Below are 15,542 nucleotides of genomic sequence, written 5' to 3'. Positions count from 1 at the left end.
CGCGCAGGCGATGCGCGCCGCTTGAACCCCCTTTTCATCCCGCACTATGACCCTGCTCAAGCCTCTATTCGAGAAATGGAAGGCGCAATCGCCTTCCGGGAAACTTTACACATCGGGCAATGCCGCGTTGACGCTCGTCATGGGCGCCCTCGTCGCGATTCCGTGGACGGAGCAACGCACGCTGACGTTGGTGATGGCGGTTCCGTTGGTACTGTTCATGGCCGGATTCTTGATCTGGTTCGTGCCGAAACTGCTTGCATTCAGCCGGTCGCAGATCGGGACGATGCCGATCGTCGTTGTGAGCACGCTGCTTGCGCCAATCTGCTTGGGAGTCTCAAGGCAGTTCGTCGGCATGGTTGTGCGACTGCCCCCGCAGTCATTCGACGTGACGGTGGCACTGTTCGCGGTTCTTTTCATTCCCATCGGATGGGGCGTCGTTGTCAGTGCCATTCTGCTGTTCGTGTGCTCCGTGTCGATTCTGGGCGTGATGACGACGTCATCTTTTCGTCCATTCCTGCGCATCTTCGCAGTGAATCCGACCGGCTGGCTTGCATGTACGCTCGGACGCGTGGCAGCGGCCGAACGCGCGATCGGCAACCACGCGGCGGGTGCATTCGTGTTCGGCATCGTCATCCTGCTGTTGTCCGCCGGTTATGCCTCTGCTGTAGCGAATCCCGCTGTCGGCCGACTGGCCGCGTACGCGCTCGACTTCTCTTATGCGGACGAGTACCCGGGCATTCGATCCGGTGAGCGCATTCGTCTGCTCGACAACGGCCTTGTCGCGCACGCGGAGCGGCGAGGACTCGAGGTGATATTCGACGTGAACGAGTACGCGTCGCGCCCAAAGGCGAAGTGAGCCGCACCGAACAGCACGTGCCGACCTGCTACTGCGTCCGCGTCGTCCCCGCCTGCGCCAGCGCGCCGCGAATCGCCGCCTCGGTCTTGTCATACCCGCCTTCGCCATACCGCGTGTAGACGACTTTCCCGTTCGCGTCGATCAGATACAGCGCGGGCCAGTACTGATTCCCGTACGCGCGCCACGTGTCGTAGCGGTTATCCTGCGCGACCGGATACCGGATGTCGAAACGCTTGATCGCGTCGGCAACGTTCTTCGCATCGCGCTCGAACGGATACTCGGGCGTATGCACGCCGACCACGACGAGCCCCTGGTCGCGATACTTCCGGTACCAGTCGTTCACGTACGGAATCGTATGAATGCAGTTGATGCACGAGTACGTCCAGAAATCGACCAGCACGACCTTGCCGCGCAACTGGTCCAGCTTGAGCGGCGCGCTGTTGTGCCAGCGCTCGATGCCGGTGAAATCGGGCGCCTGCGTGCCGGCGAGCGACGCGGTCATGCCGGGGTCGTCGCGGGTGCCGGCGAACGCGGCGAGCCCCGCCGTGGCGGCGAGGGCGATCACGAAGGCGGCGGTCTTGAATCGGGGCAGCATGGCGGTTCTCCGGGTAGGGCGGCCGTCGCGCGGGTGCGTCGGCCGGACAGGTTTCGACAGCCCCCATTGGGCCGCGCCGACGTATCTGCGATGTGTCCGGCCGGTCGCGCATGTGCAATGTTGTGTGTCGTCGTGGCGGCGCGATACATTGCGATACAAACGCGCGCCCGCGGTGCGGTATAACAGCGGACATCGCCAGGCGAACCCTCACGACACCGACACCGATTCATGGACAAAATCGACCACGTACTGATCGTCGACGACGATCGCGCGATCCGCGAACTGATCGCGGATTACCTCGAGAAGAACGGCATGCGCGTGTCGGTCGCCGCGAACGGCCGCGAGATGCGCAACGTGCTCGACGACGGCGCGCCCGACCTGATCGTGCTCGACCTGATGCTGCCCGGCGAGGACGGGCTCACGCTGTGCCGGGATCTGCGCGCCGGCAAGTTCCGCACGGTGCCGGTGCTGATGCTGACCGCGCGCGGCGAGGAAACCGACCGCATCATCGGCCTCGAAATGGGCGCCGACGACTATCTCGCGAAGCCGTTCGCGGTGCGAGAGCTGCTCGCGCGGATCCGCTCGGTGCTGCGGCGCGCGCGGATGCTGCCGCCCGGCATGCAGGTGACGGAGACGGCCGCGATGCTCGCGTTCGGCGAATGGCGTCTCGACACGACGGGGCGCCATCTGCTCGACGCCGAAGGCACGCTGGTCGCGCTGAGCGGCGCCGAATACCGGCTGCTGCGCGTGTTCGTCGACAACCCGCAACGCGTACTGACCCGCGATCAGCTGCTCAACCTTACGCAGGGCCGGCAGTCCGATCCGTTCGACCGGTCGATCGACCTGCTCGTGAGCCGGCTGCGCCAGCGGCTGCGCGACGGCGCGCGCGAGCCGCGCTACATCAAGACGCTGCGCAACGAGGGTTACGTGTTCTCGTCGGCGGTGACGTCGGTGGAAGGCGACGCATGAACGCGCGCACGCTGTGGCACTGGCCGCGCTCGCTGTTCACCCGGCTCGCGCTGATCCTGTGCGTCGGCCTCGTGCTCGCGCAGACGCTCTCGTTCTGGCTCACCGTGATGGAGCGCGACCAGGCAACGACCAACCTGATGATGGGCTACATCGAGCGCGAGGTCGCGAGCTCGGTCGCGCTGCTCGACCATCTTCCGCCGGACCAGCGCGCCGCATGGCTGCCGCGTCTCGCGCGGCGCAGCTACGCATTCATCCTCGGCCCCGGCGAGACGGGAACGCCGCCGGAGGCAAGACTGTCGGCGCGCGTCGAGCGCTCGATTTCGGACGGCATCGGTGGCGACTATCCGCTGACCGCGAACGCGATGCCGGGCGATAGCGAGCATCTGCAAGTACATCTGCGCCTGACCGACGGCTCGCCGCTGACGATCGACATCCATCCGATGTCGACGGTGCCGCTGTCGGGGTGGCTGCCTTACGTGCTCGCGCTGCAACTGGCGGTGCTGGCCGCGTGCTGCTGGATCGCGGTGCGGCTCGCGACGCGGCCGCTGAACCAGCTCGCGCAGGCGGCCGACGCGCTCGGCCCCGACCTGAAGGGCGAACGCCTGCGCGAGGACGGGCCGTCCGAAGTCGCGCGCGCCGCGCGGGCGTTCAATGCGATGCAGGACCGCATCGCGCAGTACATGGCGGAACGCATGCAGATCCTTGCGTCGATCTCGCACGACTTGCAGACGCCGATCACGCGGATGCGGTTGCGCGTCGACGTGATGGACGACGACGCGCAGGGCGCGAAGCTGCGCCAGGACCTGATCGAGATGGAGCATCTGGTGAAGGAAGGCGTCGCATATGCGCGCACGCTGCACGGCACGGAAGAGGCCGCGCGTCGCATCGACCTCGATGCGCTGCTCGACAGCATCGTGTGCGACTACATGGATGCGGGGCAGGATGTCGCGCTGCACGGCGGCGGCCCGCTCGCGCTCGTCACGCGGCCGAAGGCGCTGCGCCGGATCGTCGGCAATCTCGTCGACAACGCGCTGAAGTTCGCGGGCGCGGCCGAGATCGACGTGCAGCCGGCGCCCGGCGGCGGCGCCGTCATCGCGGTGCTCGACCGCGGGCCCGGCATTCCGGACGATCAACTCGACGCGGTGTTCGAGCCGTTCCGGCGCGTCGAGACGTCACGCAATCGCGAGACGGGCGGCACCGGGCTCGGCCTCGCGATCGCACGACAACTTGCGCTCGCGATGGGCGGCACGCTCACGCTGCGCAACCGGCCGGATGGCGGCGGCCTGGAAGCGCGGTTGACGCTCGCGAATGCGGCGTGATGCGGTGGCGCGGCGCAGCGGGGTGACGCGGCAGGCTGGCGCCGCGTGATGCCGCGCGACGCTGCGGTGCGCGGCGAGATCGTGCATGTCGACGCCGCCGGGCGCGATCGTCAATGCCGGATATCTGACCAGAGCCGTGCGTTGGGACGCGGTGTGGAGAAGGCGGCGATGCGTCAGCACCGCCCGGTGCGCAGCGCGACGGCCCAGTCGTCGCGCCCGCGCGATGCCGCGGTGGCGGCGGCCGTGTGCCAGTCGTACTCGACCGCGTGAAACGCCGCGTGCCACCCGGCCCGCGTGCGCGACACCATCGCATAGCGCGCATGCGGCGAACCGGTTTCGATCCGGTGCGGATGCGGCTGATCGTCGGCGTATGCCTGCAGGCCGACGCTGCCCGGGTTGACGATGAGCCGGCCGTCGTCGAGCCTCGCGATGCGGGGCACGTGCGTGTGCCCGCACAGGATCAGCGATGCCGGCACGTCGCCGGCGCGCTGCGCGATTTCATCGGGCGTCGCCGCGCGGCAGCCTTCCGGTGTGACCGTTTCGAGGAAATAGACGAGGTCGCTCGCGGGCGTGCCGTGCACGAGCAGCACGTCGTCGCCGAGCGTCACGCGCTCGGGCAGCGCGGCGATCCATGCGCGATGCTCGTCGCACAGCGTGTCGTGCGCCCAGCGATCGGACGGACCCATCGTGTCGCGATCCCCGGTCAGCAGTTGTCGCTCGTGATTGCCCTTGATGGTTGGCAGGTCGAGCGCAATCAGGCGCTCGGCCGTTTCGGCCGGCTGGAGCGCCCCCGACACGATGTCGCCGAGATTGACGATCACGTCGGCGCCGCGGCGGCGCACGTCGTCGAGCACCGCGTCGAGCGCGGCGAGGTTGCCGTGGATGTCGGATAGCGCGGCGATTTTCATGACGAAGCAGTCGATGCGGGGAACGGCGATTGTCGCCAATTCGGCGTGGATCGTCCAATCGCGTCGACGGCGGCGTGCACGCATCGCACGGCCACCCGCGTCCGTTTGCCGGCCGGCGCGTCAGTCGGTCGCGATGCGCGCGTACATCGCGAAATCGCGCGGCACGCCGCGCACCATCCTGTATGCACGCAGCAAGCCTTCGTACCGGTAGCCGCATTTCTCGAGTACGCGCGCGGAGCCGGCATTGGTCGTCAGCACGACGCCTTGCACGCGCACGAAGCCTTCGGCTGCGAATGCCCACGCTGTGACGCTCGCGCAGAGCGCGCTTGCGATGCCGCGCCCCCAGTACGGCGGCGCGAGATCGTATGCAATTTCGGCGGAGCGATTAATCGGCGATATCGTATGCAGCCCGATCGTGCCGGCCAGCGCGCCGGATGCGTCGTCGACGATCGCGAGACGGCGGATCGAGTCCGGATGAGGCGATTCGATGTTGGCGAACAACGGCAGCAGATCGCGGCGGGAACGCAGGTTCCAGCTCGTGTGGCGCACGACGTCCGGATTCGACAGATACGCGAACCACTTGTCGAAATCCGCGCGGTCGAGCTGGCGGAGCGACAGGCCGGGGAAGCCGGAGCGGGGCGGCGCATCGACTTTCATCGCGTGTCAGTCGCGAACGATGTGTTGTGCGTGCCGATCCGGCCTACGCCGCATGGCGTCGATACAGCGCGAGCGAACCGGCCAGCACGAGCAGCATCGCGCCGCAGGTGCGCTCGAGCCACAGCGCGCCCGCGCGCTTCAGCACCCGCACCGCGCGTGCGCCGAGCAGCGCGTAGCCGAACATCACCGCACCGTCGAGCAGCGCGAACGTCACGGCGAGCGCGACGTATTGCGGTGCGAGCGCCGCAGCCGGATCGAGGAACTGCGGCAGGAACGCGGAGAAGAACAGGTAGCCCTTCGGATTCGTCGCCGCGGTCAGGAAGCTCTTGGCGAAGATGGACGCGTTGCGCTCCGGCGCCTCGGTGCCGTGCGCGGTGGCGACGTCGAGCGTGCCCTTCGACGTGAGCAGCCGGACGCCGACGTACGCGAGATAGGCGGCGCCGAGCCACTTCACGACCGAGAACCAGAACGCCGATGCGATCAGCAGCGCGCCGAGGCCGAGCGCGACCGCGACGATCAGCACGAAGTCGGACAGCATCGCGCCGGCGAAGCCGTAGGCCGCGCGGCGCACGCCGTAGCGCGAGCCATTGGTCAGCGCGAGCAATACGGTCGGGCCGGGTGTTGCGATTCCGACGAACGCGACGGCGGCGAAAATCAGCAAGGTTGTGTGATGCATGCCGGCGGCTCCCGTGCAAGGCGGTGCTCGATTATCTGGCGCGCGTCGCCGCGCTGTACAGCGTCTTGCGCGACGCGACGAATTGTCTCGAAATCAGCAAGAAGCTGTTTTTATTATTGCGCTATCGAACGGAACCGGTTCCATCTACCATGGCGGCCACGGCGGGCATGCTCGCCGCGACGTCGCGCGCGTATCGCACGTGCGCGTTCCCGCGTGCGGCCGCCGCCGGCCCGGCAACATCGAACACCGAAACGCCGGCGGATCTCGCCGACCGCACGTGCTACTCGCATAGAACAACGGGCTCGTCGCCCGGAGACGCTAAAAAACCATGAACAAGCAACTGATCGCAGCACCGCTGCTGCTCTCGCTCGCGGGTCTCGCATCCGCGCAAAGCTCCGTCACGCTGTACGGGATCGTCGACGCGGGCGTGACCTACCGCAGCAACGAACGGGTCGGCTCGACGGGCGCGTACACCGGCCATTCGAACGTCGGCCTGACTACCGGCAACCTGTCCGGCAGCCGCTGGGGCATCAAGGGTTCGGAAGATCTCGGTGGCGGAATGCGCGCGCTGTTCGTGCTCGAGAACGGCTTCGACATCACCAACGGCACGTCGGGCCAGGGCGGCCGCCAGTTCGGCCGCCAGGCGTTCGTCGGCGTCGGCAGCAATCGCTACGGGACAGTCACGCTCGGCCGCCAGTACACGTCGCTCGACGACTTCGTAAGCCCGGTCGGGCCGTCGTCGTTCATCGGCGGCTTCGGCGCGCATCCCGGCGACATCGACGATCTCGACCAGACCGCACGCGTCGACAGCTCGATCAAGTTCACGAGCGCGAACTATGCGGGCTTCACGTTCGGCGCGCTGTACGGCTTCGGCGGCCAACCAGGCAGCATGAAGCGGCGCAATACGTGGAGCGTCGGCGCGGCGTACGCGTCCGGGCCGCTGCGCGTCGGCGTCGGCTACGAGCGCTCGGACAACAGCAAGACGGGCGCGGCCGATCCGGCGGCGGGCAAGTGGCAAAGCACCGACGACGGCCTGTTCAACTCGTCGATCAACGAAGGCTATGCGAGCGCGCAGTCGCAGCAAATCGTCGCGACCGGCGCGACTTACGACTTCGGTGCGGCAGTGGTCGGCGTGAACTACAGCAACGTGCAGTACCGCGGCGGCCCGCAGTCGCTGTTCAACGGCCATGCGACTTTCAACGTCGCGGGCGTGTTCACGCGCTGGAACGTGCGGCCGCAGACGCAACTGTTCGCCGGCTACAGCTACACGCGCGGCAGTGACGTCGACGGCATCGACAACCGCGCGCAGTATCACAACGTCACGCTGGGCGCGGCCTATGACCTGTCGAAGCGCACCAGCGTGTACCTGCTCGGGGCGTACCAGCACGCGTCGGGCACGACGCTCGACGCGCTCGGCCGGCCGGTGGCCGCGACCGCGTCGGTGTCGGACAAGGCGAACGGCCATTCGTCCGATTCGCGCTCGCAGGCGATCGTGAGCGTCGGGATGCGTCAGAAGTTCTGACGCGCGAGATCGGTCGCAGGTGCGCACGGCGGGCAGCGTACCGACGATCCGCAGCCGACGGATGCATCTGGCGTGCGGGCAGCGCGCGAGGGCTGTCGCGATGCGCGGCCCGACTCCGTCGACAGCCGGGGCGGTACGGCGCTCGATCGCGCACGCCCGCCTGACATGGCCGCACGCGCAGCCCGCATGCGGCCTTCTCGTTCTATCGTCGGCTATTCGGTGCTTCGCCGGTCGGTCCGCGGCTTCGTCGTTCTTGGCCGTTGCTCTGTTGACGGCATTCCGCCGCGCATCGCTCTATTTCACTTCTTCATGATCGTGCGGCAATGCGGCATGCATCGTGCGCGTCGCATCGGGCCATGCCTCTGCGCCGGATTATTTTTTCTCTTTCATTTTAATTTCGATTTGTAATCATTGGCCTCGATTTGGATGCGCTTGTAATTCGATATGTGCGCATCAGCAATAATTACCAACGCCAATTCGATAATTCGCAAAAAATTCCTGTTTTTATGAGTCGCATCGGCGTCGTGCGACGGCGATAGATGCTCGTAGAAGCGGAGTGATGGACCGCCGGTTGGCCCGTGCCGGGCGGTAAAGCAATGTAATGTGAATTTCACCGCGCAATTGAACACGACTTTGCAGAAATCACCAATATTTCATGCGCGGCGAATTAAAGTGTCGAGAAACGATCGTCCGGGAGCATCATTCATGGTATCGAAACAAATGCGCGCGGCATTGCTTGGAATGTGCATGGCAATGCTGGCGGCGCTGACTCCCGCGCAAGCGCAGTACACGACGGACTGGCTCGCGAACACGTTCGGCACGCTCGCTGCGCACGTCGGCAACGGTGCGCGCTCGTTGTGGGTGGCGCCCGAAGGCGTGATCTACACGTCGTCGCGCTGGGACGAAAACGCGGGCGGCGTCGCGATCTACCAGAACGGGCAGACGCTCGGCACGATCGGCATCCACGACGAATTCCAGGGCGGCGCGATCACCGGCAACGCGAGCTCGCTGTTCGTCGCGCTCGGCTACAACCGCACGTTCGGCAGCGGCTCGGTCGGCCGCTACAACCGCAGCACGAACCAGCGCGATCTGCGCATCCCCGTCAGCACATGGACGGGCATCCAGTACGCGGACGTGATCACCGGCCTCGCGACGGCCGGCAACCTGCTGTACGCGAGCGACTTCTACGGCAACCGCGTGCGCGTGTACACGACGGACGGCGTGTGGCAGCGAGACATCAGCGTATCGGGGCCGGGCGCGCTCGCGCTGGATGCGGCCGGCAACCTGTGGGTTGCGCGCAAGAGTGCGGGCGTCGTCGCGCAGTTCAGCCCGACCGGCGCGGCGATGAGCACGATCCAGATGGCGGCTCGCGCGCGGCCCGCGTCGCTGTATTTCGACGCGCCGACGGGGCAGCTGCTGGTAGGCGACGAAGGCCCCGACATGAACATCAAGATCTACGCGCTCATCGGCGTGCCGCTGCAGGTCGGGACGTTCGGCGTGCAAGGCGGATATCTCGACACGACGACGGGCATCAAGGGGCAGGTCGGCGACAAGCGCTTCACGCGCGTCGCCGGCATCGGCAAGGATGCGGCCGGCAACCTGTACGTGCTGAACAATGCGTGGGGCGGCGGCTGGGATCTCGGGCGCAACGGCAGCACCGATCTTCATTCGTACAGCCCGACGGGGGTGCTGCAATGGAAGCTGCAGGCGCTGAACTTCGAGGCGGCCGCCGCGCCCGATCCGGCCACCGACGGCGCGTTCTTCTACAGCGGCAACACCGTGTACACCGGCACCGCGGGCGGCACGTTCGTCGCGAATACGGTCGATCCGTTCACCTATCCGAAGGACCCGCGCCTCGACATGAACGATTACCAGCGCGGCCAGCATTTCGGCCAGCTCGCGCTGGTGAACGGTACGCGGATGCTTGTCGCGACCGGACAGAACCCCGGCAACTACAACATCTACCACTTCAACAGCGCGAGCGGTTACATCGCGATTCCGGACGGCTCGATCCCCGGCAAGCCGTTCAACACGACGCTGCAGGTGACGGCCGGCTTCTCGCTCGACGACAACGGCGACGTATGGGCCGGACTCGATCGCACCAACAACATCTCGCATTATCCGATGACGGGTTTCGACGCGACCGGGAAACCGACGTGGGGCAAGCCGGTGCAGATTCAGATTCCGCGCAGCGTGCTGCCGCTCACGCGAATCATCTACCAGGCCGACAGCGACACGATGATCCTCGCGCAGGGCATCTCGGGCAGTTGGGACTGGACCGCGATGAACGGACACATCGAGGTGTATCGCGGCTGGAAAGCCGGCAACACGACCACGCCGAACGTCGCGATCGATTTGACGAGCGCGAACCCGAAATCGATGGCGGCTGCCGGCCACTATCTGTTCGTCGGCTACGTGCACACGGTGCCGAACGTCGACGTGTTCGATCTGAATACCGGCAGCCTCGTGACCACGCTGACGAACTCGAACACGTCGGCAATGGACGTCGGCAACGACGTCGATTCGATGTACGGCATTCGTGCCTATCGACGCTCGACCGGCGAATACGTGATCACGAAAGACAATTACAACGGGTCAAGCCTCGTCGTGTATCGCTGGCGTCCGTGATCGCGTATGCGCGCGTCGCAACCGCCGGTCAGAACGACACGGTCGTCGTCAGCGTGACGAGCCGCGGCTCGCCGACCGCGACGATCAGGTTGCTGTTGCTCGACGGATAGTAGGTCTTGTCGAGCAGGTTCTTCACGTTGAGCTGGATGCGCGTCGGGAACTTGCCGATCGTCGTCTCGTAGGCCGCGAACGCATCGACGGTCACGTAGCCGGGCAGCGTGAAGCTGTTCGCGGTGTCGCCGGGCCGCGCGCCGACGAGCCGCGCGCCGCCGCCGAAACGCCAGTGGCCGGGCAGGTTCGCGATCGCGGTGTCGAACACCGCGAACAGGCTGCCGGTGTGACGCGCGACGTTGACGAGCGATGTGTTGCTGTCTCGATCGTTCGCGTTCGTGTATGCATAGCTGCCGATCAGGCTCAGGTGCCGCGTGATCTGTCCGGCGACATCGAGTTCGATCCCGCGCGAGCGTGCGGTGCCGATCGTCGACGTGACGTCGCCGACGGTGACGGCCACGTTGCGCTTGTCGATCTGGTAGGCCGCAAGCGTGCCGGTGATGCCGGGCTTCACGCTGAACTTCAGGCCGGCCTCGAGCACGCGGCCGAATTCCGGCGCGAGCGGCGCCGCGACATTCGATGCGACGTTCGGCTTGAACGAGCGGCTCACGTTCGCATACGCGGTCAGCGACGGCGTGAGCGCATACGCGAGCCCGAACTGCGGCAGCCATACGTTTCCGTGCGAGCGGTCGGCGAACACGAACGGGCGGCCCATTCCCGATTCCTGCTGCCAGTCCTCCCAGCGCAGCCCGCCGACCGCGGTGAGCCGGTCGGTGATCTTCACCGAATCCTGCACGATCATCGAATACGCATGGACCTTCGAAAGCGAATCGCTTTGCTTCGCGCTCACCGTGCCGCCGGGCGCGAGCAGGCCGTACACGGGATCGTACAGATTGAAGCCTGTCGTCGCCGCGCCGCGGATCGTGTCGCCGCGATAACTGCGCTGCCGCTCGTATTCGCCGCCGATGTACAGCGCGTGGCTCATTCCCGCGAGGGTCACGTTGCCAAGCAGGCCGAGCGTCGCGATCTGGTCTGAATCGTTGCGCCCGAGGTTGGCATCGGATGAGCGCGACAGTGCGCCGGTCGTGCTGTTGAATGCGGTGGCGCGCGTGATGTACTGGTCGTACCGGTCGCGGCCCCAGCCATAGGTCGCGCGCACGCGCCACGCGTCGGAGAAGCGGTGCTCGACGCGGGCCCGCAGCGTTTCCTGGATTCCGCTGCTTTGCGCCCACGCTTCCTCGTAGCGGCGATAGCGCAGCGCATCGTCGGGACGGCCGCCTGCGAGCACGGTGCCGCGATCGAACGGTGTGGTGTAGTCGACGTATTGGTAACTGACGTCGATCGACGTGTTCGCGTCGTGCCACGACAGCGCGGGCGCGATCAGCGCGTTGCGCTCGCGGCCGAAGCTGCGCCAGTAGCGGCTCGTGTCGTAATCGCCGGTGAGCCGGAATGCGAGCGTGCCGCCCGCGACCTGCCCGGGCTTGCCGAGCGGGCCGGTCAGGTCGAACTGCGCGCCGCTGCCGCCGTGGCTCGTGCGTGAGGCCGAAATCGAGCCGCCGAACGTATCCTCCGGCTTGCGCGTGACGAGATTGATCACGCCGCCCGGATCCTGCATCCCGTACAGCAGCGACGCGGGGCCCTTCAGCACCTCGACGCGGTCGATCGTTGCCAGATAGCTGTGCAGAACCGGCGTGCGTACGCCATCGACGAGCACGGAGCCGTCGTTGTTCGAACCGAAACCGCGCTTGATGAACGCGTCGCGTGTGCCGCCGAGCGTATTGGTCTGCGTGACGCCGCTGATGTTGCCGAGCACGTCGTCGAGCGAGCGCGCCTGCTGGTCCTGCATCACGCTGCTGCTGACCACGGCGACCGATTGCGGAATCTCCTTCAGCGGGCGATCGTCGCCGCCGGCGATGCTGCTGGTGCGAGGTTGGTAGCCGACGGTCGGATCGGCGAGAGCCGCTGCGCTGACGCTGATCGCCGGCAATTCGCGTTCGGGCGGCACGGGCGCCGACGAAGGGGCGGCCGCTGCCGCGGCGGGAGGTTCGGTATCCGCATGCGCGCCGGTCGCGACGCAAAGGGTGATCAGGGCAGGCAGGCTCGCGCGCCACGGGCGCAAGGTCCGCGCATGGCGGGACGGTCGACGGGATGACATGAATCGATGGATGAAGGCGTGCCAAGGACGAGGGCGCGGGCCGCAGCACTCGACTGCGTCACCACGACAGGGTGCGCATGATATAGGTAATGAGAATCGTTTGCAATTGTAAAGATGAGCGTTCCGGCCGGAGCAGCAATCGTGCGGGAGCGATGACGTCGAATCGAGGGGCAACCGGTGATTTGACGCATGCCATCGCACGGTCTTCAACGTCGCGTGGACGTGATGCGACGGCATGTCCGGTGAGGCCGGAAAGGGTGCGCGCGGCCGACGAGCAGTCTGGCGTTCGTGCTGGCGTTGCGGCTAGCGTGTGCGTTCCACGCCGAGCGGGGGATAGAGCGTGGCGTAGCAGCTGCCGCCCGTGAACACGATCATCTGTCGCATGGGGTCCGCCGCTGCGCGCCGCGCGAGCCGCCTACAGATCGAGCACCAGCAGGCCGGTTCGCGACCGAGAGCAACACGGCATGAACTGGTCGCCGGCCGCCCGTTCCGCTTCCGTCAGATACGAATCGCGATGATCGGGCTCGCCTTCGAGCACGCGGGTCACGCAAGTGCCGCACACGCCTTGCTCGCACGACGTCAGCACGTCGATCCCGTTGGCTGCGAGCGCCGTGATGACCGTGCAGTCGGCCGGGACGTCGATCACCTTGCCGCTGCTCGCGATCTTGACCTGGAACGCGCGGTCGGCGCCAGTCGATGCCGCCGCGCCGCCGAAGAATTCGTAGTGCAGGCGCGCTTCGGGCCAGTCGCGCTCGCGCGCGGCGTTCAGTACTGCATCCATGAAGCCGCGTGGCCCGCACACGTACAGATGCGTGCCCGCAGGCACGCCGGCAAGCACGGCAGCCAGATCGAAGCGTTGCGCGGGATCGCCGTCGTCGACGTGGAGGCGCGCGCGATCGCGAAACCCGGCCGCTTCGAGCCGCTCGACGAAGGCCATGCGCGCCATCGAACGCGCGCAGTAGTGCATGTCGAACGGCATGCCCGATGAAAACAGCCGTTCCGCCATGCTCAGTATCGGCGTGACGCCGATCCCGCCCGCAAGCAATAGATGGTGCGGTGCGTCGGGCGCGAGCGGAAACTGATTGCGCGGCATGCCGATCCGCACGATGTCGCCTTGCCGGACCGCGTCGTGAATCGCGCGCGATCCGCCGCGGCCGTCGGCCTCGCGCAACACGGCGATCTGGTAGCGATCGCATTGATCGGGGTGGTTGCACAGCGAGTACTGGCGCACGAAGCCGCCCGGCAGATGCACGTCGATATGGGCGCCGGCGTCGAAGCGCGGCAACGGCGAGCCGTCGTCGCTGACGAATTCGAGGCCGCAGATATCGTGCGCTTCCTGCCACTTGCGGGCGACGCGCACCGTCAATGTCGCGTCGTTCATCACGCCTCCCCGACCTGCGCGGCGGGAATCACGGGACGTTGCGGGCGCGCGGCGTTTTCGGCGGCGAGCAGCCGGTCGATTACCTTGCGCGACAGCACGCCGCCGGCGTCGATGTTCAGCTTCAGCAACTGGCGGTCCGGCCATTGTTCGAGGTTCCGTTGCTGGCGCTCGAGCATCTCGAGATCCTCCGCGAAGATCTTGCCCTGGCCTGCGCGGATCTCGGCGGTCAGCGCGTGATCGTCGGGCCGGAAGTTGCGCGCCATCCCCCAGAAATACCAGATCGACGTGTCGGTCTCGGGCGTGATGAAGTCGACGACGATCGACGACGCTTTCTTGTTCGCGGGCGCATCGTAGCCGCCGTGGCCCGCGTGCGCGACACCGACTTCGATCATCACGTGGCTCGGCGGCGTGAAGCGGCAGATCTGCCAGCGATCGACCGGCACGTCGTCGGCGAGGCCGTTGCCGCGCAGCGCCATCCGCCAGAACGGCGGCGGCATCACGTTTTGCATGAAGCGACTCGTGACGACTTCGTCGCCGTGGCTCGTCGTCTTCGGCGGCGCTTCGTCGATTTCCTTCTGGCCGATGCTCGTCGCATGCACGTACGTCTCGTGCGTGAGGTCCATCAGGTTGTCGATCATCAGCCGGTAGTCGCAGCGGATGTGATACAGGCCGCCGCCGTGCGCCCAGGCCGGATCCTCCGCCCACGCGAGCGGCGGCAGTTTGGCCGGATCGGCTTCAGATGCGTCGCCCGGCCACACCCAGACGAAGCCGTACCGCTCGACCGCCGGAAAGCTGCGGATCGCCGGAAAACCGCCGACGCGCTGGCCCGGCATGCCGGCCGTCTTGCCGTTGCAACCCATTTCGAGCCCGTGATAGCCGCACACGAGCACGCCGTCGCGCACGAACCCGAGCGACAGCGGCGCGCCGCGGTGCGGGCAGAAATCCTCGAGCGCGGCAACCTGGCCGTCCGCCGCCCGGTAGAACACGATCGATTCGTTGCAGATCTTGCGGCCCAGCGGCTTGCCTTCGATTTCGTCGGGTGTGCACGCCACATACCAAGCGTTCTTGAGAAACACGTGTCGTCTCCTTTGGGGCGGTACCGCCGGGGCGCGCCCGTTCTTTATTCCGTGTACTGAATGTGATTCAGTGTACTTACCGAGGGCGGCCCGGGCAAGGCGGGCGGTATACTGGTTTTCCCGGGAACTGGCGCGACGCAGCGCCATGCCGCCGGCGCCCCGCCCGCCTATCTGATCGACTCATTCATGGAAAAAACGAATCCCGCCAACCTGCCGGCTTTCCCGATCGATCTGTACGACGAGCCCGGACATCTGATCCGCCGTGCGCACCAGATCGCGGTCGCGATGTTCTACGAGAAGTTCGGCCGGGACGTGACGCCGGTGCAGTATGCGGTGCTGCGGATGCTTTACGAGTCTCCGGGGCTTGACCAGGTGACGCTCGCGCAGCGCGTGGCGCTCGACACGTCGACGACCGCCGATCTCGCGGCGCGGCTGGAGGCGAAAGGGCTGATCGTCCGCGAGGTGCTGCCGCGGCGGCAGCGGCGCCTGCTGCTGACGCCGGCGGGCGTCGAATTGCTCACGCACCTGATGCCGTCGGTGGCGGAACTGCGCGCGGGGCTGTTCGACGGGATGGGCGAGGACGATTCGCAGGAATTGATGCGCCTGTTGCGCAAGTTCGTCCATTTGAACAACGAGCAAAGCCGCGCGCCGCTGCGCGTCGCCGAGGATTCGTAGCGGTCGAACGGTCCTGCGACCCGGCGACCCCGCGACCCCGCGACCCCGCGCGCGGCGGCAGCAGCGAGGCCGAG

At 66.7% G+C, this 15,542-nt stretch carries 14 protein-coding genes; 7 read left to right on the top strand and 7 right to left on the bottom strand.

The genetic code is table 11. The features are described 5' to 3' along the window. The first annotated feature begins 46 nt into the window (after window positions 1–46). On the top strand, window positions 47–856 hold the full coding sequence (locus WK25_RS28145) for a hypothetical protein (RefSeq protein WP_069243338.1): 810 nt from the start codon (window positions 47–49) through the stop codon (window positions 854–856). A gap of 28 nt (window positions 857–884) precedes the next feature. Here WK25_RS28145 and WK25_RS28140 read toward each other — a convergent pair whose 3' ends face one another. Next, on the bottom strand, window positions 885–1,451 hold the full coding sequence (locus tag WK25_RS28140; protein WP_059548573.1) for a thioredoxin family protein: 567 nt from the start codon (window positions 1,449–1,451) through the stop codon (window positions 885–887). Between the two features lie 228 nt (window positions 1,452–1,679). Here WK25_RS28140 and WK25_RS28135 point away from each other — a divergent pair, with 228 nt between their 5' ends. Both WK25_RS28135 and WK25_RS28130 read left to right on the top strand, forming a co-directional pair. Beyond that, window positions 1,680–2,420: a response regulator gene (locus WK25_RS28135; protein WP_059548575.1), complete on the top strand. Its 741-nt coding sequence runs from the start codon at window positions 1,680–1,682 to the stop codon at window positions 2,418–2,420. Beyond that, complete coding sequence (locus tag WK25_RS28130; RefSeq protein WP_069243337.1) at window positions 2,417–3,739, top strand: ATP-binding protein; 1,323 nt, start codon at window positions 2,417–2,419, stop codon at window positions 3,737–3,739. Before WK25_RS28135 ends, WK25_RS28130 begins: the two co-directional genes overlap by 4 nt. Before the next feature lie 173 nt (window positions 3,740–3,912). On the opposite strand, the gene WK25_RS28125 is transcribed toward WK25_RS28130, so the two are convergent. The 3 genes from WK25_RS28125 to WK25_RS28115 all read right to left on the bottom strand — a co-directional run bounded on the left by WK25_RS28125 (window position 3,913) and on the right by WK25_RS28115 (window position 5,980). Then, window positions 3,913–4,647 carry a metallophosphoesterase family protein gene (locus WK25_RS28125; protein WP_069243336.1) on the bottom strand — a complete coding sequence of 245 codons (735 nt, stop codon included), beginning with the start codon at window positions 4,645–4,647 and terminating at the stop codon, window positions 3,913–3,915. A 120-nt stretch (window positions 4,648–4,767) separates the two neighbouring features. After that, window positions 4,768–5,304 carry a GNAT family N-acetyltransferase gene (locus WK25_RS28120; RefSeq protein WP_069243335.1) on the bottom strand — a complete coding sequence of 179 codons (537 nt, stop codon included), beginning with the start codon at window positions 5,302–5,304 and terminating at the stop codon, window positions 4,768–4,770. A gap of 43 nt (window positions 5,305–5,347) precedes the next feature. Next, a complete protein-coding gene (locus WK25_RS28115) occupies window positions 5,348–5,980 on the bottom strand; it encodes a LysE family translocator (RefSeq protein ID WP_040138689.1) in 633 nt (210 codons plus the stop codon). A gap of 23 nt (window positions 5,981–6,003) precedes the next feature. Between WK25_RS28115 and WK25_RS28110 the strand changes: the two genes are divergently transcribed. From WK25_RS28110 to WK25_RS28100, 3 genes are all read left to right on the top strand, one after another. Continuing rightward, entirely contained in the window at window positions 6,004–6,312 is a 309-nt protein-coding gene (locus WK25_RS28110) for a hypothetical protein (protein ID WP_069243334.1), read from the top strand. Next, window positions 6,309–7,502 carry a porin gene (locus WK25_RS28105; RefSeq protein WP_069243333.1) on the top strand — a complete coding sequence of 398 codons (1,194 nt, stop codon included), beginning with the start codon at window positions 6,309–6,311 and terminating at the stop codon, window positions 7,500–7,502. The genes WK25_RS28110 and WK25_RS28105 overlap by 4 nt, the downstream gene beginning before the upstream one ends. A gap of 705 nt (window positions 7,503–8,207) precedes the next feature. Next, on the top strand, window positions 8,208–10,130 hold the full coding sequence (locus WK25_RS28100; RefSeq protein WP_069243332.1) for an SMP-30/gluconolactonase/LRE family protein: 1,923 nt from the start codon (window positions 8,208–8,210) through the stop codon (window positions 10,128–10,130). 28 nt (window positions 10,131–10,158) lie between these two features. Here WK25_RS28100 and WK25_RS28095 read toward each other — a convergent pair whose 3' ends face one another. The 3 genes from WK25_RS28095 to WK25_RS28085 all read right to left on the bottom strand — a co-directional run bounded on the left by WK25_RS28095 (window position 10,159) and on the right by WK25_RS28085 (window position 14,793). Next, window positions 10,159–12,336, bottom strand: a complete 2,178-nt coding sequence (locus WK25_RS28095) for a TonB-dependent siderophore receptor (protein ID WP_069243331.1) — start codon at window positions 12,334–12,336, stop codon at window positions 10,159–10,161. Between the two features lie 415 nt (window positions 12,337–12,751). After that, window positions 12,752–13,717, bottom strand: coding sequence for a PDR/VanB family oxidoreductase (locus WK25_RS28090; RefSeq protein WP_069243330.1), 966 nt, complete (start codon window positions 13,715–13,717; stop codon window positions 12,752–12,754). Beyond that, window positions 13,717–14,793 (bottom strand): aromatic ring-hydroxylating oxygenase subunit alpha, encoded by a 1,077-nt coding sequence (locus WK25_RS28085; RefSeq protein ID WP_069243329.1) that lies wholly within the window; start codon window positions 14,791–14,793, stop codon window positions 13,717–13,719. Before WK25_RS28085 ends, WK25_RS28090 begins: the two co-directional genes overlap by 1 nt. Window positions 14,794–14,979: 186 nt before the next feature. Here WK25_RS28085 and WK25_RS28080 point away from each other — a divergent pair, with 186 nt between their 5' ends. After that, complete coding sequence (locus WK25_RS28080) at window positions 14,980–15,468, top strand: MarR family winged helix-turn-helix transcriptional regulator (protein ID WP_059548585.1); 489 nt, start codon at window positions 14,980–14,982, stop codon at window positions 15,466–15,468. The last annotated feature ends 74 nt before the right edge of the window (window positions 15,469–15,542 follow it).

Source organism: Burkholderia latens (genome assembly GCF_001718795.1).
Classification (GTDB): domain Bacteria; phylum Pseudomonadota; class Gammaproteobacteria; order Burkholderiales; family Burkholderiaceae; genus Burkholderia; species Burkholderia latens_A.
Note: the sequence above shows the minus strand (reverse complement) of the source record. Positions and strands in the feature narration are given on the sequence as shown.